Below are 24,594 nucleotides of genomic sequence, written 5' to 3'. Positions count from 1 at the left end.
GGTTTCACATTATAATTTGCAACGTGATTTATTTTAATATGGGTTTCATTTTATGCTACTTAGTTTCATTTTATAAAGTGAAACAATGTTGTAAGACATATACATAAGTTAGAAGGCAGGAATACTTATTTTTATTTGTGAGATTCCTCTTATTTGTTAAAATGAGTTACCAAAAAGGCTTGAATAGTAATATCACTTAGTTTTCCTGTTTCTTTTTCTAAAGCTTAGGTTAAATTCATTTTTAAATTTTAAACCGAACAATTATGAAATTAAACTACTCATTTATTGCTTTTAGAACGGTTAAAAAAGTTTTAGTTTATCTGTTTTTAATCTTACCAGTTTACACTTTTTCGCAAAACTGTACTGTAAATGCCAATACAGACCGTAGCCAATGTCCCGGTGGACAATTTTCATTGCCTCAGGATCAGTTTTATTTGATAGGAACTGCAAATGAAGATGCTGGTGCTGCTTTCCTGCAAAATCCATCTTGGACACAAATATCAGGAAGCGCTGTCAATATAGAATATCCAAATTTAGTTCAGTCGCTCGTTTCCGGTGCGTTACCCGGTAATACCTACGGGTTTAGGCTAACTGCGCAATGTGCAGACGGAGCAACCGTTTCGGATGATGTATATATAACAATATTACCCATTACTTTTGCCAATGCCGGGGCAGACCAAACGTATTGTCCGGGTACTTATGCTGTAAATGCAAATCTGCCAAGTGTTTCAGAAACGGGTGTATGGAGTATTAACGGCTCAAATGATGCCGGCATTACCATTAATAATCCCAATTCTCCAAATGCCACTATTACAATTTCCGGTACATCTGCCGGAAATACTTCACTGATTTGGACGATATCTAATTCTTCATCAGGTTGTGATTCTTTTGATGAAGTTGTTATTTCTACTTTAGGAGGAATAGAGCCTGTTAATGCAGGTGGAGATATTGTACTTTCCAATTGTTACTCTGCTACACAAAATGTAAATTTAAATGGTAGTTTTGGAGGTAGTACACCGGGCGAACAACAAGGCATATGGACGGTGGTTTCCGGACCAAATGTTCCTGTTTTTACCAATGCAAACGATAACGATACAAATGTAAGTGGTTTAATTGAGGGGACTTATGTTTTTAGATGGAGTGTTGCAGGTAGCTGCGCCAATGGAACGGATGAAGTTACAGTTACTGTTCCGCCACCAACAGCCGATGTTACCGATGTGGGTAATGTATCTTCTTATTTTTGTGACGGAAGAACCTCAACTGTTTTGCAGGGAACAGTGCCATTATATGTAAATGAAACAGTACAGTGGACGCAGACCGGTGGGCCGGCGGCTACTATTGAAAATCCTGCTTCACCTTCGACTTTAGTTACGGGCATGAATACCCTTGGAACGTATACTTTTCTGTATACGTTGACTAATAATGTTACCAACTGTGTCTCTACAGGAACGCATACTGTGGTGCTCGAAGAATTAATCTCAATCTCCGCCGGCACAGATCAGGTTTTGGCTTGTAATGTGACTTCAGCAACTATTCCTGTTACGTCTACCGGAAGCGGGCAAACGAAATGGCAAATAGTGAGCGGCCCCAATGTAAATCCGTTATTAAATCCTCCATATCCTTCTTATCCAACTCCTTTAGTAAATTTTTTTGGTAATAGTTTTATTGTGGAGCAATTAACCTATTCAGGAACTTATATTGTGCGAGTGATAAAAAATCCGAACCCGGGCAGTGGCTGTGAGACGGTTTATGATGACATTGCTGTTGTTGCATCAGTAGTACCGGCAGGTTCCGTTCAGGGCACAACCGAAATTTTACCCTGTAACGCAACTTCCGCAGCTCTGGCAGGAAATATTCCTACTAGCGGTAAAGGAACCTGGTCGCAGGTATCCGGACCTTCTGTAGCAATATTTGCAGATGTTAACGATCCTACAACAATAGTTTCTTCTTTAATAAATGGACAATATCAATTTAGATGGACAATCTCCGGCGGTTCAGCTTGTGATGTTTCTCAAAGTATTTCTAAGGTTGTTGTTTCGAGTGTAACCCCAACTCTTGCAAATGCAGGCCCTGATCAGACTCTTTGTATTGGATCGCCTGTTCAGCTACAGGGAAATGCAGCTATTACCAGCGAAACCGGAACATGGACAGTAAGTCCCGCTGCGGGCGTCATTTTTTCAGATGATAATGATCCCAATGCAATTGCAACAGGATTAGCGGGAAATACAGTTTATACCTTTACCTGGACTATTGCAAATGGGTGTGGCACAACGTCGGACACTGTCGATATTACCACTAATAATTCGCAGGGTGGTTTTGCAGATGCAGGCCCTGACCAATGTTTGCCAACAGGAACAACGTCAATTACGTTAGCAGCAACTGATCCTTTGCCAGGCACAGGATTGTGGACACAGGCCTCGGGAGCGTTGGCAACAATAACAAATCCGAATCAATATAACACTACCGTTACAGGATTAAGCGATGGAAATTATGAATTTAAATGGACCGTAACAAACATATCCGAATGTACTGATGCTGAAGATACCGTTGCCATTACTATTGCGCCGGTTATTACGGTTGCACAGGCGGGAGCAGATCAGAATATTTGTGGAAATGTGGCAACAGTAACAGGAAATACTCCGGCCGCTGGAGAAACGGGATTGTGGGAATTTGTTAGTGGGGGAGACGGACCTGTAATAACGAATCCAACAAGTCCGACAACAACCATTACAGGCTTAACAACAGGCTCATGGGTGTATAAATGGACTATTTCAAGAGGTGTTTGTGCCGCCTCATCAGATTTGATACAACTGAATATTGATGAAGCCCCGTCAGTAGCCAATGCAGGTCCTGATCAGACTGTTTGTAACCAGACGAGTGTTACGCTTGGAGCCACACCACCAACAGCAGGAAGAGGTATCTGGTCACTAATCTCAGGACCTAACCTGCCTCTGTTTTCTGATTTAACAGCTCCAGCTTCAACCTTATCCAATTTAATTACAGGAGAATATATTTTAGAATGGACAACCTTTAGTGGCGTTAATTGTCCTGAAAGCAAAGATCGCGTTAGTATTAAAGTTACCGAAATAGCAGCTGCGGGATCAGATTATTCAACGTGTTTAGAAGGACCTCTTTATTTAACAGGAAATGATGGCAGTACCGGAACCTGGACGTATGTTTCAGGACCCAATATACCTGTAATAGCAACTACAGGAATGAATAGTGCGGCAGTAACCGGTTTAATTCCGGGTGTTTACGTTTTTAGATATACTATTGCGGCGGAGGGATCTTGTCCGGAAACATCTGATGATATTAGTATAACGATCAACGGACAAATTACTACGCCGCCCAATGCCGGAACCGATCAGTTGTTTTGTGATGCAGGCCCGCTGGCGATACAACTTTCAGCTACGACACCTGATCTGGGAACAGCTGGATTTTGGACAAAGTTATCAGGACCAGCAGCTGGAAATTTTATTGATGCTACAAGTCCAAATACCATATTTGCAAATCCGGGTTATGGCATTTATGTTTTTAACTGGACTGTTAGTGCAGGAACCTGCAGCAGTTCAGATCAGGTTAGGATTGAGAATGCTCAGACACCATCTCCAGCCGTTCCGGAAGGGGATAATGCGATTTGTGGTTCGACAACAGAACTTAGTGCGACACCGCCAGCAGTTGGAACAGGAAACTGGGCTCAGATTTCAGGACCTACAACTGCAACCTTTAGTTCTTTGATTTCACCTGTAACAACCGTTTCTAACTTAACGGTAACCGGAGGTGTTTATGTTTTTAGCTGGACTGTCAGCAATGGACCACTTTGTACACCAACCACAAATAATGTTACCATAACTGTAACAGCAGATTTGACGACTCCAAAAGCAGGACCCGACCAAACGATTTGTGTCTCGGGAAACGCCACTTTAGCGGCAAATGCCATTACAGTTGGAACTGGAGCCTGGTCACAATTTACTGGTCCGGCGGCAGGGGGAACTTTTTCTGATGTAGCAAGTCCAACTTCAACATTTACTCCAAATGCAGCAGGGACTTATGTTTTGCGTTGGAAAGCCACAAATCTTACTTGCGAGTTTTTTGATGATATGATATTAACAGTTGATCCTTTACCATCAACATCAAATGCCGGAACTCCAATTTCAGTATGTCAGTTTCAGCCTGTAAATTTAAATGGAAATACACCAACAGTTGGAACTGGTTTATGGACACAAGTTTCAGGAGGAACAACAGCCGTTTTTGCAGATGCAACTTCGCCTACAACAGCTGTTTTGGGTACTCAGGCAGGTGTTTATGTTTTTAGATGGACTATTTCGAGCGGAAGCTGTCCTGCAAGTTCAAGCGATGTAATCGTAACGATAAATGAATTGCCTCCTTTGGCAGATGCAGGAGCTGATCAAACTATTTGTAATACTCCAACAGCAACTTTGGCAGGAAACGATTCAGGAACATCAACCGGTACGTGGACATTTGTTTCTAATGCCGGTAACACTGCCGTTATAACCAATCCGAATCTTTTTAATACAACAGTTACCGGAATTTCAACAGGAATTACAAGATTAAAATGGACGATTTCTAATGGATCGTGTACACCATATTCTGATGAAGTTCAAATTACAAGACCATCTGATTTAACCACTTCTCCATTAACAGCCACTAGTACTATTTGCCTTGGAGGAACTATAACCTTAAGCACAACTCCGTCTGGAAGTTTAACACCTTATACTTATCAATGGCAAGTCTCAGCAGACGGAATTTCTGGCTGGTCTGATATTTCAGGTCAAACAAATGCGTTTTACATAACAGATAGCAGTTTAGCAATTGGAAACTATTATTACAGAGTAAATGTTGCTAATTCATGTACTCAAATAACAAGTACTGTAGCGCAATTAACAATTATTGCTGATCCGGTTGTTACCACTCAGCCCATAGGAAATACAATTTGTTCAGGTGAAACGCACACTATGAGTGTAGCGGCTACCACTACAAATTCAGCTGCCGGAGCAATTAATTATCAATGGCAAAGCTCTGTTGACGGAACTTCTGGCTGGACGAATGTATCTGGAGGAAATGGGGCAACTACAGACACATATACAACTACGGCTTTAACTTCAAACTTATATTTTAGAGCAAGAATATCACAAAACGGAAGTGGCTGCGAAACTTTCTCAGATCCTGCATTGGTCAATGTAACTACAATTACAGCACAACCAACAAATCCGGCACCAATATGTAATGGGGGTATTGTAAACATTACTATTACAGCTTCTTTAAATGGTGGAACGGGAACATTAAGATATCAATGGCAAAGCGATACGGGTTCAGGTTTTGTTAACGAAAGTAATGCTTCGGCAACCACTCCAAATTTTACATCAGATCCCTTAACCGGAGATACCAATTTTAGATGTTTGGTTACATCATCAACAACAAATTGTACACTAACTTCAAATACAGTAACAGCAACGGTTGTTCCTGATCCAACAATCACAGTTCAACCGGATAACGGAGCAGTTTGTGTAGGAGGCTCTTTTACTTTGAACGTTACAGCTACAGGAGGAACACCTGATTTAAATTACCAATGGTACGGTGGCCCCGATACGGCCAGTTTTGCACCAATACCAGGGGCAAATTCAAGTTCCTATACCACTCCGGCACTTACTGTGATAACACATTATAGAGTAGAAGTTTCAGCCACAGGAAATGGCTGTGGTTCTGTAACCTCAGAAAATCGTATCGTACTTGTAGGCCCGGATCCTGTGGTGAATCAGCAACCTGTTGGAAATACAATTTGCTCAGGAAATACGCATACTATGACAGTTACGGCTTCAGGGAATACTATTTTACCTTTAGATTATCAATGGCAAAGTTCACTTGATGGTTCAACAGGATGGGCTAATGTAACTGGCGGAACAGGAGCAAATACAGATACGTATACTACACCCGCGTTAACTTCAAATTTATATTACAGAGTGCAGGTTACACAATCCCCTAATGGTTGTGAGACTTTTTCAGATGCAGCACCGGTATTTGTTACCACTATTACGGCACAGCCAACTAATCCTGCACCAATTTGTGTTGGAGGAATTGTAAATCTAGACATTTCGGCTTCATTAAACGGAGGAGCAGGAACATTGAGTTATCAATGGCAAAGCTCGCCAAATGGAACAAGTGCTTGGGCGAATGTTATAGATGGTACAGGAGCAACCACAAATGCTTATACATCGGGAGTATTATCAGTCAATACTTTTTATCGCTGCATCGTGACTTCATCAGTAACAAATTGTACACTTATATCCAACGCAGTACAAGCCATTGTTGTACCTGATCCGACTATTACAGTTCAGACAGCAGGAACAACAATTTGTTCGGGAGGAAGCTATACCTTATCCGTAACAGCGACTAATGGTACCCCAAACTTAACGTACCAATGGTTTGGCAGTACAGATAATCTGAACTTTACAGCTATTTCGGCAGCAACAGCATCCACTTTTACAACACCGGCTTTAACACAAACTACTTATTACAGAGTAGCTGTTTCAGCAAGTGGAAATGGGTGTACAACTGTAACTTCTTCTGTAGCTACAGTTGTGGTACTCTCTGATATTTCGATTACCACACAACCTGTTTTGAGAACCAATATTTGTAGTGGCTCAACAGCTACCTTAAATGTAGTAGTTAGCGGAGGTTCTGGTAATTATAGTTATCAATGGAAAGGGTCTACAATTCTCGCCGGACCTTATACCAATATCGCCGGAGCAAATTCAGCATCTTATACAACTCCTGTTTTAACACAAAATAACTATTATGTAGTCGAGATTTCAGATGGGACGCAAGGATGTGACCCTTTAACCTCAAATATTTCTGCTGTTATAATTCCAACGATTACAACACAGCCATTAACTCCTGCACAGGTTTGTGTTGGTGGAACAATTTCATTATCAGCCGCAGCTTCAGCAAATGGAGGATCGGCAACCTTTACGTACCAATGGCAAAGTTCGACAGACGGCACTACTGGCTGGGCGAATGTTTCTGGCGGGACAGGTGGCACAACAGCAAATTATACTTCGGGCAGTTTAACCGTGACAACATACTATCGTGCAATTATTACTTCTACCAATCCAAATTGCATTCTGACTACCAATGTGGTAATGGCAACCGTAATTCCGGATCCGGTTATTACAACCCAGCCCGTTGGTGGAAATATATGTGAAGGAGGAACTTTTGCACTGTCAGCTGCAGCTGCAAATGGCACCGGAAGTTTTACGTATCAGTGGCAAAAATCATTAGATGGAACCACAGGATGGGCGAATGTAACAGATGGGACAGGTGCCAACACCACAAATTATACCACATCCAGTGTTACTACAGATACTTTTTACAGGTTACAGGTTACTGACTCTGGGGTCGGTTGTGGAGTTGTCAATTCAAATCCGGCTTTGGTAGATATTTTTGAATCCCCAATAATAAGTACAGAGCCTGCAGACGCCGAAGTTTGTATTAACCAAACCCATACTTTTACAGTGGCAGCTTCTGGAAATATTCCATCTTCAACAATAACGTATCAATGGCAAACGGCAACTGCTTTGGCAGGTCCGTATACTAATGTAACCAGCGGAACAGGAGGCACAACAGCTTCGTATACAACGCCGGCTTATTCAACCCCCGGTAATCGATTTTTCAGAGTTTTAATTTCTCAATCGGAGGCAGGTTGTCAAACCATTTCCAATCTGGTTACGTTACAGGTTTTTGATATACCGGCAGCTCCAATAGGTGATGTTACCGATCAGCCATCCTGTGATCTTGCTTTTGGAACAATTGCAATTTCCAATCCGGATGTGGGTACCGGTTATGAATACAGCATTGATGGCGTTAACTTTCAGGCAAGTAATATTTTTACCAGTCTTACACCCGGAATTAAACAGATATCTGTTAGGAGGGTTGGGTTAACCACTTGTATATCTCCATCAACTTCCTTTACTATTTTTAACAGAATTTGTGCTGTTGCTGAAACTTTCGCAGAAATCTCAGGAGATACAGGAGGAAATACCGGAGCACAGACTATTTTAGATTCTGATGTATTGAACGGAGTACTTTTAAATCCGGCAGACGTAACGGTAACTGTAAATTCAATTTCAAGTTATTTAACTTTTAGCCCTGTGACCAATACAATTTCTGTAGCACCGGGAACACCTGCAGATTATTATACACTTACGTATACTATCTGCGAAAATGCAAATCCTTCCAACTGTTCATCGGTTACAGAAACAATAATAGTAACTACAGCCGGAATACAGGCTATAGTTGATATTGTTCCTACGATTATAAATGGATCTATTGATAATCCGGCCGTTATCAATGTTTTAACAAACGACAAATTGGCCACTTTGCCTGCTACGACTTCAAATGTTCAAATTTCTTTGGTTCATCCGGCTTTGCCTGTTGATCCTGCTATTTTATTAGTTCCTGTTTTAAATACCGCTACAGGAAATGTTGATGTGCCAGCAGGAACAGTGTCAGGAGTTTATGAAATAGAATACAGAATATGTGAAGCGGCGGCTCCCGGAAACTGTGATACAGCAAGAGTTATAATCCCGGTGGGAGTAGCCAATATTGATGCTAATGATGATGAGGTTGAAAATATTAATGGCTACGTTGGTCAGCTGAATGCCATAAATGCGCTATCCAATGACGAGATAAACAATGTACCTATTAACGGATCAAACTTTAATGATATAATCATCACACAGGAATCTGGTGCGACTCCGTTATATCCAGGAGCTAATGTGCCTTTATTTAGCACCACTACGGGATATGTTATTGTACCCGAAAAAACACCTGCTGATACTTATTATATTACCTACGATATTTGTGAGAAACTGAATCCGACGAACTGCTCAGATGCCAGTATTGCCATCGTGGTAAATGCCGCCCCGTTGGTAGCCAATGATGATGTTATCAATAATGTTAATGGTTTTACAGGAGCAGCGAATATCCTTAATGCATACACAAATAATGATTTCTTTAATTCAAGTCCGGTTAATATCACTTTGACAGGCGTTATTACACCTACAATTTTAAGTCCGGCTACGCCTATAAATGGCGGACCTGTTCCAGAATTGATTGCTGCTACCGGAAGGGTCAACATTCCCGCAGGAACTCCGGCCGGACAATATCAAATTAAATATCAATTGTGCGAAGACCTTAATCCGGGACATTGCGATGATGCCATAATTACGATAAATGTAATTGCACCGTTAATTCTTGCAGCAGATGATTTGGCAACAGATATAAATGGTTATGCGGGTGCTGCAAATGTTGTAAATGCTTATGATAATGATTTATTAAATGGAGGTGCGCTTGATCTTAGTAAAATAATTATGACAGTTATTTCTCTTCCGGCTGCAATAAATGGAGGTCCTGTTCCATCATTTGATAGTACAACAGGTTTTGTCAGTGTTCCTCCGCAAACGCCTTCAGGAGAATATAAATTTGTTTACAAAATTTGTGAAGATCTTAATCCCGGTAACTGCGATGAGGCTACGATTACAATTATAGTGAGTCCGGCGCCAATTATTGCAGAAGATGATGTACCGTTTACAGCTGTAAATGGTTTTACAGGCAATCCAAATGTTATTAACGCTTTGGATAATGATACTTTAGATGGCGTTCTGGTAACTCTTTCAGAAGCGGAAATCAATGTTTTGGTACCTGCGACCTCTATTAACGGAAGTCCAGTGCCAGTTTTAGATCCTTCTACAGGAAATGTCAGTGTTCCGGCTGGGACTGCAGCTGGCAGTTATTTTATTACGTATCGTTTAAACGAGCGATTAAATCCAAACAACAGAGATACTGCTATCATTACCATCGAAGTTGTAGCCCCTTCTATTGTGGCCAATGATGATACCGTTGCCAATATTAACGGTTACATACCTACTGCAAATGCAATAGATGTTTTAACAAATGATACACTAAACGGACTTACAGCAAACTTAAATCAGGTCGCTATTACAATAGACACTCCGGCAACGTCAATTAATGGTGGACTCGTTCCGGTATTACAACCGTTAACCGGAATTGTAAGCGTTCCGGCGGGAACTCCAGAGGGCGATTATGAAATTAAATATCATATTTGCGAAAAATTAAACCCTAGCAATTGCAACGATGCAACCGTATTTATTAACGTAACAGTTGCACCAATTGATGCTGTTGATGATACTGTAAATAATGTAAACGGTTTTGTCGGCGCAACAAATATTATCAATGCGCTGACTAATGATACGCTAAACGGAGTTGCTGTAATTCCATCACAAGTAAGTATTAGCAATGTCGTTCCTGCGATTCCAATTAATGGAGGACAAATTCCTGTCTTAGATCCTTCAACCGGAAATGCAAGTGTTCCGGCGGGAACAGGAGCAGGCACTTATACCATTGCGTATACTTTAAATGAAAACCTCAATACAGCTAATATAGATACGGCTGAAATAACGATAGTTGTTGTAGCGCCGACTATTATTGCGAATAATGATTCGGTTAATAATATCAACGGATTTGTTGGTGCCAATAACATAATAAATGCCATCACAAACGACAGATTAAATGGTTTGGATATTCCATTAACTGAAATTACAATCACGTCAGTTAGTACAGCTACTCCTGCAGATTATGTTTCAGGCAATCCGGTTCCGGTATTGAATACAATAACAGGAAATGTTGATGTACCAGCAGGAACATCCGGAGGAATTTATACCATTCATTACAGAATTTGCGAAAATCTAAATCCATCAAATTGTAGTGAAGCTGATATTGTAGTTACAGTTTTAGCCACAGGTATTGTTGCTAATGATGATTTTGCACAGGAAATTAATGGATACAGGGGAGGAAATAATATAGTAAATGCCTTAACAAATGATGAACTTAATGGCGTACCTGTTTCATTCCTTCAGGTTATTATTCGTCATATTGGTACTATTGTTCCTTTAAATTCAATTAACGGAAATGTACCTGTATTGAATACCATAACAGGAAATGTTGATGTTCCATTATTAACATCTTCAGGAACCTATATAATTCAATATGAAATCTGCGAAAAATTAAATCCAACTAATTGTAGTATTGCTTCAATTTACGTTCTGGTTGACCGACCAGAAGTTAAAGCTGAAGATGATACGATTTCTAATATCGACGGTTATCTGGGAGCATCAGAAGTATTGAACGCCTTAACCACCAATGATAGATATGACGGTTTCCCTTTAACTGATATCAATTTGGTATTGAGAACTGTTATATCTCCTGCACAACCTATCAATGGAGGGTTTGTTCCTTTCATGGTTCCTGCAACTGGATTGGTAACAATTCCGCAACGTACTCCGGCGGGAGTTTATCAAATTAGATATGGAATTTGTGACAGGTTAAATCCATTAAACTGTGATGAAGCACTTATTACTATTTTGGTAGTAGAACCACCAATTATTGCCAATGATGATTTTGTAGATAACATTAACGGAAATACAGGTGCAAATAATGTATTAAATGCATACAGTAATGATACTTTAGATGGAAATCCAATAAATTTAGCAGATTTCACCGGTACATTATTAACTCCGGCAAGTTCTATTAATGGCGCTCCGGTTCCGGTATTAAATGTATTGACCGGAAATGTCGATGTTCCGGCAGGTACACATGCTGGAGAATACTTTATTGGCTACAAAATCTGTGGCAAATTAAATCCATTAAACTGTGATGAAGCTGTAATTATAATCAGAGTTGTGGCAGCACCAATTGATGCCGTAGATGATAATGTTTCGGGAATTAATGGTTTTGTGGGAACTCCAAATGCTATCAATGCTTTAGATAATGATACTTTAAACGGGGTATTAGTAACTCCGGCTGAGGTTCTTATCACAAATGTAGTTCCGGCGACAGCAATAAATGGCGGTACGGTACCAGTTTTAGACGCGTCAACTGGTATCGTAAATGTTCCGGCAGGAACAACTGCAGGAACTTACACGATTACTTACAGGTTGAGAGAAGCAACAACTTTATTAAACTATGATGATGCAACTATAACAATTATAGTTGATGCACCTGCAATAGAAGCTAATGATGATACTTTGACAAATGTCAACGGTTATGTGGCAACAAATAATGCTATCGATGTTTTAACAAATGATACGCTTAACGGAGCACCAACAAGTCTGACAAATGTGAATGTCACTGTTGATGTTGCTGCTACGCCAATTAATGGAGGACCAGTTCCAATATTAGAGCCTCTGACTGGAAAAGTGAGTATTTTGGCAGGAACTCCGGCAGGTAATTATGAAATCAAATATCATATTTGTGAAAATCTAAACCCAACGAGTTGTAATGATGCAACTGTTTTTATTACAGTTGTTGGACCAACAATTCTTGCGGTTAATGACAACATTACGAATGTAAATGGCTATACCGGTGCAACGAATGTTGTAAATGCGATAACAAATGATTTATTAAATGGAACAGCAGCCCAAATAGCGCAAATAAATATTACTTCAATTAACACCGCAACACCGGCTGATTATATTGCAGGAAATCCAGTTCCGGTATTGAATATTACCAATGGAAATGTTGATGTACCTGCCGGAACTTCAAATGGAACGTATATCATTCATTATGGAATATGCGAAAAACTGAATCCAGCAAATTGCAGTGAAGCTGATATTACAGTTGAAGTAAGTGCCGCTGCCATTATTGCCAACAATGATATTGATTTGAATGTAAACGGTTACGTGGGAGCAACAAATGCACTGAATGTTGTGGATAATGATTCCTTCAATGATTCTTCAATAGAAGCTAAAAAGGCTAAAGTAGTTGCTATAAACATTAGCCAAATTACCATTACAATTCTGGATCCTGCAGATCCTGTTAACGGAAATCCAAATATTCCGGTTTTAGATCCCGCGACTGGAATCGTGAGTGTTCCGGCGCAAACCCCGGCTGGATTGTATACAATTCAATATCGAATAGCAGAGAATTTAAATCCATCCAACTTTGATGATGCAACTGTATTTATTACGGTTACTGCAACGGCAATAGAAGCTAATAGCGATACGGTTTTAAATATAAATGGTTTTAACGGTCAGCCTAATGTCGTAAATGCAATTACGAATGATAATTTGAATGGGGTTTCTGCTCAATTAGCCGAAATTACTATTGGAATTGTGACACTGGCTACGCCAATAAATGCCGGGCCAGTTCCTACATTAGATATTGTTTCCGGAAATGTTAGCGTTCCGGCAGGCACGCCAAGCGGAACTTACACCATTCGTTATTCAATTTGCGAAAATTTAAATCCAACCAATTGTAGTCAGGCCGATATTATTGTAACAGTTATTTCGGGACCAATTATTGCCAATGATGATGCCATAACCGATATTAATGGTTTAGACGGAGCTGCAAATTTGCTAAATGTTTTAACGAATGATTTATTAGATAATGTCGCACCAACTTTATCTCAGGTTACTATAAATTTATTATCTCCTGCTGATCCAATTTCTGGCGGAGCAGTTCCGGTATTGAACACTGCAACCGGATTAGTAAGCGTTCCGGCTGGTACATCATCTGGAATTTACACAATTGTTTATTCCATTTGCGAAAATCTGAATGCTGTAAATTGTGATCAGGCGGTAATTAAAATCTCCGTTTCACAACCCGGAATTACGTTGGTTAAAAGAGGCGTTTTCTCTGATAGCAATGGCGATGGTTATGCACAGCCTGGAGAATTGATACGCTATTCTTTCTTAATTACAAATACTGGAGCAATAGATTTAACTAATGTTACAGTTACAGATCCAAAAGCAACTATTGTTGGAACTCCAATTGCGACATTAGCAGTCGGTCAGTTTAATACAACCAACTATACTGCAAATTATGTATTAACACAAGCAGATATCAATGCAGGCTTTGTAGTAAATCAGGCTTTGGTTAGCACACAGCCTATTGTTGGAACGGCGATTCAGGATCTGTCTGACAGCGATGATCCAACGTTAATTGGCAATGACGATCCAACGATTACGCCAGTTATTCAGTTTAATGATTTGACCTTAATTAAAGGAGGACAATTAACAGGTGGCGGAGGTGTTGGTTCTGTAATCAATTATAGTTTTACGGTTACAAATACCGGAAATACTTTACTGACAAATGTAGCAATAACAGATCCGATGGTAGCAGCGGCATCAATACCGGTAACCCCGGGTACACTGGCTCCTGGTGTAACAGGAACTGCAACCGGATCGTATACGATTACAACGGCAGATGTAGCAAATGGGGTGGTCGTAAATACCGCTCTTGCAATTGGAGATGATCCGCAGGGAGATCCTGTTCTGGATATTTCAGATAGTACTGATCCAACTTTAACAGGTGACAATGATCCGACAGTAATCGATTTGACTTTACGACCTTCGATTGCCTTAGTTAAAACTGCAATATTTAATGATGAAAACAAAAATGGTTATGCAGAAATAGGAGAGACCGTGACATATAATTTTGCTGTAACCAATACCGGAAATGTTGTTTTGGTAAACATTGTAATAAAAGATCCTAAATCCGGACTTACCATTTCCGGAGGTCCGATTATTTTGAGACAAGGCGAAACCAATACTACTGCTTTTGTTGGCACTTATGTTTTAACAGCTGCCGATATTGATGCCGGAATTGTAGAAAATCAGGCTACAGTCGAATCTGCAACCGCCGACGGCTTAACAGCAACAGATCTTTCGGATGATAATTCCAATCTGGAAGATGATCCTACAATTCTGCCATTAAATGCTTGTAAAGTGACGATTTACAATGCCGTTTCTCCTGATGGTGATGGTAAAAACGAAATCTTCAAAATTGATGGTATCGAATGTTATGCCAACGCTTATGTACAAATTTATGACCGTTGGGGAATTCTGGTTTACGACGCTTATAATTACGATAATAATGCAGTGGCATTTAGAGGTATTTCTGAAGGAAGAGCAACAGTGGCCAAACAAAAAGGATTGCCAGACGGAACTTACTTCTATGTAATTACCTATACGACTTATTTGAATGAACCCGTGAGTAAAACAGGTTATTTATATCTATCCGGAAATAATTAACAGGCTAAATATTGATAACATTAATTGAAAAAACAATCATTGTATGAAAACCAAAATATTTTTTCTCGTCTTATTATTCACATCAATAACTGGTTTTGCACAGCAAGATGCCCAGTTTACGCAATATATGTACAACACCATAAATATTAATCCAGCTTATGCAGGGTCTCGCGGAGCGTTAAGTATTTTTGGCTTATATCGCACGCAATGGGTCGGACTGGACGGAGCTCCTGAAACGAGTAGTTTTTCTATCAATACACCAATTAATAATAGTAATCTCGGGATTGGGGCTTCGCTGGTAAATGATAAAATCGGACCAACAAATGAGAATAATATTTCTGTTGATTTGTCCTATACCGTTCAGACATCTGCCGATTTCAAACTTTCTTTTGGGATCAAGGGAACAGGCAATATCTTCAATCTAGACATAAGCAAACTAAATCCCGAAGATCAGGGCGATCCTCAGTTTCAGGATCTCGATAATAAATTTTCTCCAAACGTGGGAGCCGGTGTTTATTGGCATTCTGATAAGGCATATATTGGTTTATCTGTTCCTAATTTCATTGAAACCAATCGCTATGATGATGATGACGTAGCTATTTACAAAGATAAAATCACTTATTATTTAATGGGAGGCTATGTATTTGACCTGGATAAATACCAGTACATAAAATTTAAACCTGCTGTACTTGCAAAAATGGTCGAAGGTGCACCGCTTCAGGTAGATTTATCAGCCAATTTTATGTTCTATGATAAGTTTGTGGCAGGTGTTGCTTACAGATGGAGCGCTTCGTTAAGCGCGATGGTAGGATTTCAAATCACCGATGGACTTTATTTAGGGTATGGTTATGATCGTGAAACCACTAATTTAAATAATTATAATTCAGGATCACATGAGATATTCCTGCGCTATGAATTCATCAAAAACAATAGTAAAATGACAACCCCGCGTTTCTTTTAAAGACAGTAAAGATGAAAAAATATATAGTATTATACCTGACATTTGTAGTTTTTCCGCTTAAGCTTTATTCTCAGCAGGCTAAAGTAAATACGGGAGATAAAAACTATAACAATTACGCTTATAGTAATGCAATTAAAAGTTATGAAAATGTAGCCGATAAAGGATATAAATCTGAAGGGATGTTTAAAAGACTGGGAAACTCCTATTATTTTAATTCTGATTTTGAGAACGCTGCAAAATGGTATGGAGAATTATTTGCAATGAATGTAGCAGTCGAGCCTGAATATTATTATCGATATGCACAATCTTTAAAATCGGCGGGGGAAATTGAGAAATCCAATAAATATTTTGCTGAGTTTAATGCTAAAAATCTTTCTGATAACAGGACAATACTTTATAATAAAGACCAAAATTACAGAGAAGAAATCAAGAAAAATTCGGGACGCTATACCGTAGAAAATGCAGCAATAAACAGTCCCTATTCAGATTACGGATCGTTTGTTTACAATCATAAAGTTTACTTTGCTTCAGCAAGGGATACAGGAAATTTCACAAAGCGTAAACACAAATGGACAGGTAAATATTTTACCAATATTTATAATGCCGATATTGATTCGGTAACAAATCTTCCATCCAAAGTAAATAAAATAAAAACTACTTTAAATTCCAGATTTAATGAATCCTCACCAGTATTTACCAAAGATGGCAAAACAGTTTATTTTACCAGAAACAATTTCGTAAAGGGTAAAAAAGGTAAAGACAGTACCCGAACAACCTTAATAAAAATATACAAAGCTACACTTGAGAATGATAAATGGACGAATATAGCAGCACTTCCATTTACAAGTGATAATTATAGCACGGCACATCCTGCCTTAAGTCCGGATGAAAAAATATTATATTTTGCATCAGACATGCCGGGAACAGTTGGTCAGTCGGATATTTATAAGGTTGATATAAACAATGGGAGTTTTGGTGCACCAATAAACTTAGGAAAATCAAGTAATACCGAAGGAAAAGAAACATTTCCGTACGTAACTCAGGACGAAATTTATTTTGCTTCAGACGGGCATCCCGGACTTGGCGGACTAGATGTTTTTGTTGGCCAGATCGAAGATAACGGAACCATCAGTAATATACAAAACGTGGGTGCCGATATTAATTCTCCTAAAGATGATTTTGCTTACGTCATTGATCCTGTTTCAAGAAGAGGTTATTTTAGTTCAAACAAGGATGGGGGACAGGGATCTGATGACATCTATGTATTTTTAGAAAACAAAAAATTAAAATGTACTCAGGAATTAGAAGGCATTATTACCGATGTCATAACCGGACACGTTTTGCCGGAAACAAAAGTAACCTTACATGAAAATGGAGTCGAAAAAAGTACTATGATTTCTGATGCTGCAGGATTTTATACTTTTTCTATAGAATGCGGCAAAACTTATTTGGTGAAAGCTGAAAAACAAAATTATAAAATAAAAGAACTTTCTGTAAATATTGGTAAGCTGAACGGAAAAACAAGTTTACCAATAACATTAGATCATTCAAGATGTAAATTTGCTGTTGGAGATGATTTAGGAAAATGCTTTGGTATTAAAATGATTTATTTTGATTTGAATAAATGGAGTATTGAAACCAAAGCAGAAGTAGATTTAGAAAAAATCTTGGCAGCATTAAATCACAATCCAAACCTGAAGCTTGATATCCGTTCTTATACAGACAGTCGTGGCTCATCTAAATACAATGAAAGTTTATCAGACAAAAGAGCAAAAGCTACAATAGAATGGCTGGTAAATAAAGGCATAAGTCAGGAACGATTAACAGGAAAAGGATATGGAGAATCACAACTTGTAAATGGATGCTCTGATGGTGTAAAATGCTCTGAAGAAGAGCACAGTTTAAACCGACGAAGCGAGTTTATAATCATTGCCATATAGATTATTTATTTCCAATTTTCAGTACTCTTATATTCTTAGTTAAAAGAATTGCACCGATATGAAGCGTTTTAAAACTAAAGCGGAATATGCAAATGATCATGCCACGTACTATTGCTTACAGTAAATGTATCTTAATTTCTTTTTGAGTGTTTTCATTCGTATTAAATCGCATTTTTTGTTGTTTCATTTTATAAAATGAAACCAAACTTTGTAAATCTGGTAAGTTCTCTTCTTTAAATTTACAATACGCTAAATTTTAGTAAAGCAACGTCTTTTCTGAAATCGCAATCAACTACAGTAATAGTTTTATAAGAATTATAGTCTGTAAAAGTAAGTTTTCATCATTTGTATAATTTCTAAAATCCATTATTATGAACAAGAAAATTTTTTTATTAACACTATTTGTGATCTTTTGGCTACCAGGCTTGAGTAATGCACAAACAAAGAAGAAACCAAACATTATAATGTTGATTTCAGATGATACAGGTTGGGGAGATTTGGGAGTATATGGCGGAGGGAAAAGCCGTGGTATGCCAACACCAAATTTAGATAAAATGGCCAAGGAGGGAATGCAGTTTTGGGAATTTTATGGTCAGCCGAGCTGTACACCAGGACGTGCAGCCATGATAACCGGCCGTAATCCAAACAGAAGTGGTATGACTACTGTAGCTTTTCAGGGACAGGGAGGAGGACTTCCTAAGGCAGAATGGACACTTGCTTCTGTATTAAAACAAGCTAACTATAAAACGTATTTTTCTGGAAAATGGCATTTAGGAGAAGATGATTATGCAATGCCGATAGCACACGGATTTGATAAAATGCAAAATGTTGTGCTTTATCACTTAAATGCCTACACGTACGCATTTCAATCATGGAATCCTGATATGTCGCCAGAAATGCTTGCTTTCTTTAAGAAAGTTACCACAGGTGTTCTGGAAGGTGAGGCAGGAGGAAAAGCAAGAGAAGCATCTAAAGTAACAGAAGAAAATATAGCAGAGCTTGATATAATGATGACCGATAATGTGCTTAAGCAATTAGATTCTTATGCAAAAGGGGGAGACCCGTTTTTTATGTGTGTAAATTTTGCCAAGAACCATCAGCCCAATCTACCGTCCAAACAGTTTAAAGGGAAATCACCTGCCGGAAGTAAATATGGAGACTGTGTGATGGAAATGGACTATAATGTTGGACGCGTAATGGATGAAATCAGAAAACTTGGTATTTCAGATAATACTATTGTAATTTATACCGTAGATAATGGCGCTTGGCAGGATGTGCACCCTGATGCTGGTTATACGCCTTTTAGAGGTTCTAAAGGTACCGACAGAGAAGGAGGAAGCCGTGTACCTGCAATTGCATGGTGGCCAGGACAAATCGAGGCAGGAAGTTACAGTCATGATATTGTGGGGGGATTAGATTTAATGGCCACTTTTGCTAATCTTGCCGGAGTTGCACTTCCTAAAAATGACCGTGAGGGGCAGCCTATAATTTTTGACAGTTATGATATGGCCAATGTACTATTTCAAAAAGGAACGCCTCTTCGTGACCGCTGGTTTTATTTTACAGAGGCTGAACTTGCTCCGGGAGCGGTAAGAGTAGGTCATTTTAAGGCTGTATTTAATACACGTGGTGATAATGGTGCTCAGGCAGGAAGTGATTCGCCAGGTCAACAGCTTGGATGGAGAGGAGATGAAACTTATGTTGCTACTGTTCCTGCCATTTATGATCTTTGGCAAGACCCTCAGGAGCGTTATGATTTGTTTATGAATAGTTTTACAGAAAAAACATGGACGCTTCCAATATTTAATAAAGCGACTCAGGAATTAATACAATCTTATGTCCAATATCCTCCAAGACCATTACAAGGAGAAACTTATACTGGTGAAATGGGAATTACCCGATTTAGAAATATCCAGGAAGCTAAAAAATTACTTGATCAAAAGGGAATTAAACTGCCTAATGAAATTAAAAAGTAAAATAATCCCAATATAAGACACAGAGATTAGTAAATATTAACAGCCAACGGAGCTGCATTTAATTTCTGGTTTAATATTGTTGAGCCTTAAATAATTAATATAGTATGTACAATAAAAAGAGACTTTCGTAATTCATTTACGCAGTCTCTTTTTAATTAATCAACCAATACAAAGTATCTAAGTCTTAATTCACGTTACTCTTTGTATTTAATAACGATTTTATACTATGAGCATTCTTAAAAAAGTTTTTATTACGTTAAGTTTTTTAATAGTTGTACAGGTTACAAAAGCACAGTCACCACCTCCATATACATTTGGATTCATTCCGGCTTCTATATCAGAAGGCGACATAGCTTTCCCTATTTATGAAAAATGGCATTTAAGCGGCCAGGCCGATGTACAATTAGTAACTCAGGGATCGTATGATACCCAAAATCCTTTTGAATATACCCAACGTGTTGTGGTTAGGCCATGGCTTATATATTCTGGTTTTAAGAATATTAAACTGTGGTTGGGATATGCACACAATCAAAAATATGCAGTAGCAGAAATGGGTAATTATGAGACTTTAGAAAATAGATTAATCATAATGGGTTCATTTTCGCAGAACATGCCAAGAGGAAACATCTTTGAGCAGGTTCGTTTTGAAACCAAATTCTTTGATGATCGAAACGGAGTGCATCAAACGATACCCAGAATCAGAATGAGGTTCGGGGTAAACCATTTTCTTGCTCAAAGTAAAAGCAAACCACTTTTTTTGGCGCCAAACATTGGCTATTATGCTGAATTAATGCTAAAATTTGCTTCTAAAGATTATGCCGAGGAGAATTTTGATATTTTTAGGCTTTCTGCATATTACACGGCGGGAATTACTCCAAATATTCATTTTTTGGCAGGCGTAATTGGACAGATGCAGCTTCGTACAAATGGAACCCAATTTGATATTTATTACGGCCCAATGGTGTCGGTAAAATATACTATAAAGCCAAAGGAACGAGAGACATTTGACAGTGTAGATGGGGGAGCGGATTAATATTAAAAGGTATTCAAACCAAAAATTTTAATTGATTTTCCTGAACTGGCCAGTATTAAAATAAAGTACACTTGCTGTATAGAAAACAACCGGCATAAGCACAGGCGAGGGAAGCTGGCGAGGGAAGTATTCTGCACCGGAGTAAAAGAAAACAACGATATATCGTTTTCTTTTAAAATGACCTTTCGGTTCATTATAATCTGATTTATCAATAACTTTGGTACTTTCATTTTTAACTCCTGAAAACAATACATGAAACCGTTTGCTTTAAAAGAATACTGCATATTTGTGCTATTACTCATAGGGCAGTCTGTCAGTATGGATGCAAAGGAAACAAACTATACGCAGGGACTTGTCAAAAGTGATGAGCGTGCTTTGGCCGGTTTACATGGCATCGAAAAAGTCAACACCTTATTACAGTTAAGCGACTGGTATGAATCTCAAAATTTTAAAGCAAGACAACTTCAAAAAGCATTTGATTATGCTCAGCAAGCCCTTAGACTGAGCCGCTCTTTGCATTCCGTTCTTTATGAAGGAAAATGTTATCTTCAGCTTTCCATGTTATATCAGTTACGTAATAACAATGAGATGATCGAGCAATGTGCCAGAGAGGCTATTGCGCTGCTGTCAAAAACAAATCATAAAGATGACCTGGCAGAAGCATGGGTGATGGTATGGTCTGCAAAAATGCGTAGTGAGGCACCTATGAAAGAGAAGTTTATGCCGATTCGCAAGGCCGCCGCTTTGTTCAAACTTTCGGGAAATATAAAAAGAAGCAGTGACTGTTACAGGGAGATTGGTGAATTGTACTACAGGTACAAAAATTTTCCCAAAGCAATGGCTTCGCTGGAAAAAGCAATGGCCCTCTATAAAGCAGCAAATCTGGAGGAGAAGGATTTTTATCCTATTTACACCAGACTTAATATCCTTTATGAAACAGAAAAGAAAAATAAGGATATTATCATTCTGCGCAATCAAACCCTTCTGCAGCAGAATGAACTTAGGAATGCGACGTTCATAAGAAATTCCATGATCACCTTTCTGGCGTTGTTACTAATAATTCTGGGATTGCTATATAAAAGTTTTAAGTTTAAGAAAAAAACAAATAGAGCACTCGAAGGAAAGCAGGAGGAGATTAATCAAAAGAATGCCACCCTTCGTAATATGCTCATTGAAAAGGAATGGCTCTTACGTGAGATTCATCACCGCGTGAAAAATAACCTGCATATGGTGGTGGGACTGTTGGCAAGCCAGACCGAATTTTTAAAGAATGAAGAAGCTCTGCAAGCGATCAACAGCAGCCAAAACAGGATTCATTCTATGTCGCTGATTCATCAGAAACTCTATCAGTCGGAGAATTTATCCATTATTAACATGCCGTCCTATATTTTCGAACTTTCAGAATATTTAAGGGATTCCTTTCATATGGGAAAGTCAGTTCGGTTTGTTCTGGATATTGATAATTTTGATTTACCGCTGTCTCATTCCATACCTATTGGATTGATCTTCAATGAAGCAGTTACCAATTCTATAAAGTATGCTTTCAAAGATACGGTTCATGGAATCATTGATATTTCGCTTAAAGCAGGCGATAATAATAATTTTACATTGAAGATCCGGGATAACGGTAGTGGACTTCCCATAGATTTTGATCCTGTTCACAATGCTTCTTTGGGACTCAAATTAATGCGAGGGCTTGCAGAGGATATACAGGCCGAATTTGAAATCAACAGTAAGAACGGAACTCTTGTAGTCCTGAAGTTTACTTTGACTGAATCCGTAATTATAGCCTAGAGAATGATTGTTTACTTTTTTAGTTAAACCTAATTTTATGTAATTGGGCAAAACAACGATATATCGTTGGCAGTCAATTTTCGAATATTTTAAATTTAAATAAAGAAATATCGATACCTTCGTTAAGCTGATTAATTCCAAAAAAAATGCTCTCAAAGCACTACAGAATATTTCTGTTTCTCCTTGTATGGTTCACAAGGGGAGAAGTAAACGCATTGGCTCGTTCTAAGAGCATAATGCAGATAGGAATTGATGAAAAGGATCTTTCCAATCTGAAAAATAACCTTGATCAGGAAGTAGCATACAACGAATTGCAGGTAAAAAAAGCAGAGGACTTGCTAAGCCAATTACCCGAAAGCATAGACAAAATCAAAGTTTTACTAAAAGTAAGTGACTGGTATGAGGCTTCGTATAATAATCCTAAAACCCTGCTAAAGGCATTTCAATATGGAGAGGAAGCTCTTCGAATAAGCCAGAACCTTCATTCTAATATTTATATTGGTAAATGCTATTTACAGCTTTCTATGGTGCAGGAGTTACGAAATAACAACGCAATGATAGAAGTCAATGCCAGAAAAGCAATAGAGGCATTAACTAAAACAAATCAAACAGATGATTTGGGAGAAGCCTGGGTAATGGTCTGGTCAGCTAAAATGCGTACTAATGCACCAATAAAAGACAGATTAGATCCAATTTTTAAGGCCGCATCGTTATTTGAAAAGTCCGGAAACAATAAAAGAAGCGGTGATTGTTACAGAGAAATCAGCGAATTGTATTTTTCAATCTCCGATTTTCACAATGCGCTAAATTGGCTTAAAAAAGCCATATTTTTCTATAAAGCAGCCAATCTTAAAGAAAGCGATATTTATCCTATTACCTCCAGACTCAATATTATCTATGAAACAGAAAAGAAAAGCATGGATATTATCAAACTTAAAAATAAAACCTTATTACAGCAAAGCAAGCTTAAAAACGAGGTGTTTTTACGTAATTCAATGGTAATTTTTGTTTTACTTTTACTTATAATACTTGCATTACTTTATAAAAGTTTTATGTTTAAGAAGAAAACCAATAAGGTACTGGAAACACAACAAAATGAAATCAATAAAAAAAATAATACGCTGGAAAAACTGGTTGTTGAAAAAGAATGGCTTTTGCGTGAAATTCATCACAGAGTAAAAAATAACCTGCACATGGTGGCTGGTTTGCTTGCCAGTCAGGCTGAATTTTTAAAAAATGAAGAAGCTCTCCAGGCCATTAACAGCAGTCAGAATAGAATTCATACCATGGCTTTAATTCATCAGAAGTTATATCAATCGGAGAGTTTATCGATAATTGATATGCCATCTTATATTTTTGAATTGACTGAATATTTGAAAGACTCATTTGAGATCAAAAAATCAATCCGTTTTGTGCTTGATGTTGACAGCTTTAATCTGCCTTTGTCTCATTCGATACCCATTGGACTCATTTTTAATGAAGCAGTTACAAATGCTATTGAATATGCTTTTCCAGATCATAATAATGCAATAATTAGGATTTCCCTTAAAACAGAGGATAATAAAAATTATATTTTAATTATTGAGGACAATGGTATAGGGCTTCCGTCTAACATTGATCCTTATGACAGTCCATCGTTAGGTATAAAATTAATGCGTGGGCTTTCGGAAGATATAAGAGGGAAATTTCAAATTACTAGTGAAAATGGTACAAAAATAACTTTGGAATTTAGTACTGTCGATAGTAATCTTTATTAATTTAA

7 protein-coding genes are annotated in these 24,594 nt (G+C 38.3%); all 7 read left to right on the top strand.

Annotated elements, in window-relative coordinates; genetic code table 11:
* Positions 1 to 263: 263 nt before the first annotated feature.
* The 7 genes from SD960_RS11520 (at position 264) to SD960_RS11490 (ending at position 24,589) form a co-directional block, all read left to right on the top strand.
* A complete protein-coding gene (locus tag SD960_RS11520) occupies positions 264 to 15,128 on the top strand; it encodes a PKD domain-containing protein (protein ID WP_318803202.1) in 14,865 nt (4,954 codons plus the stop codon).
* Positions 15,129 to 15,171: 43 nt separating this feature from the next.
* A complete protein-coding gene (locus SD960_RS11515; protein ID WP_318803199.1) occupies positions 15,172 to 16,089 on the top strand; it encodes a type IX secretion system membrane protein PorP/SprF in 918 nt (305 codons plus the stop codon).
* Between the two features lie 11 nt (positions 16,090 to 16,100).
* Complete coding sequence (locus tag SD960_RS11510) at positions 16,101 to 18,029, top strand: OmpA family protein (RefSeq protein ID WP_318803197.1); 1,929 nt, start codon at positions 16,101 to 16,103, stop codon at positions 18,027 to 18,029.
* Positions 18,030 to 18,400: 371 nt separating this feature from the next.
* Positions 18,401 to 20,005, top strand: a complete 1,605-nt coding sequence (locus SD960_RS11505) for an arylsulfatase (RefSeq protein WP_318803195.1) — start codon at positions 18,401 to 18,403, stop codon at positions 20,003 to 20,005.
* 226 nt (positions 20,006 to 20,231) lie between these two features.
* Complete coding sequence (locus tag SD960_RS11500; protein WP_318803194.1) at positions 20,232 to 21,038, top strand: DUF2490 domain-containing protein; 807 nt, start codon at positions 20,232 to 20,234, stop codon at positions 21,036 to 21,038.
* A gap of 252 nt (positions 21,039 to 21,290) precedes the next feature.
* Positions 21,291 to 22,832, top strand: a complete 1,542-nt coding sequence (locus tag SD960_RS11495; protein ID WP_318803193.1) for a histidine kinase dimerization/phosphoacceptor domain -containing protein — start codon at positions 21,291 to 21,293, stop codon at positions 22,830 to 22,832.
* 146 nt (positions 22,833 to 22,978) lie between these two features.
* A complete protein-coding gene (locus tag SD960_RS11490; protein ID WP_318803191.1) occupies positions 22,979 to 24,589 on the top strand; it encodes a sensor histidine kinase in 1,611 nt (536 codons plus the stop codon).
* Positions 24,590 to 24,594 lie beyond the last annotated feature (5 nt).

It is taken from the genome of Flavobacterium sp. MMLR14_040 (genome assembly GCF_033657265.1).
Taxonomy (GTDB): domain Bacteria; phylum Bacteroidota; class Bacteroidia; order Flavobacteriales; family Flavobacteriaceae; genus Flavobacterium.
The sequence above is the reverse complement of the archived record's forward strand: the minus strand, read 5'-3'. Positions and strand labels throughout refer to the sequence as shown.

Bases quoted from the DNA above. Each gene is read 5' to 3' on its own strand.
- SD960_RS11505 (WP_318803195.1), top strand. From the start codon at position 18,401: ATGAACAAGAAAATTTTTTTATTAACACTATTTGTGATCTTTTGGCTA.
- SD960_RS11515 (WP_318803199.1), top strand. From the start codon at position 15,172: ATGAAAACCAAAATATTTTTTCTCGTCTTATTATTCACATCAATAACT.
- SD960_RS11510 (WP_318803197.1), top strand. From the start codon at position 16,101: ATGAAAAAATATATAGTATTATACCTGACATTTGTAGTTTTTCCGCTT.
- SD960_RS11500 (WP_318803194.1), top strand. From the start codon at position 20,232: ATGAGCATTCTTAAAAAAGTTTTTATTACGTTAAGTTTTTTAATAGTT.
- SD960_RS11520 (WP_318803202.1), top strand. From the start codon at position 264: ATGAAATTAAACTACTCATTTATTGCTTTTAGAACGGTTAAAAAAGTT.
- SD960_RS11490 (WP_318803191.1), top strand. From the start codon at position 22,979: ATGCTCTCAAAGCACTACAGAATATTTCTGTTTCTCCTTGTATGGTTC.
- SD960_RS11495 (WP_318803193.1), top strand. From the start codon at position 21,291: ATGAAACCGTTTGCTTTAAAAGAATACTGCATATTTGTGCTATTACTC.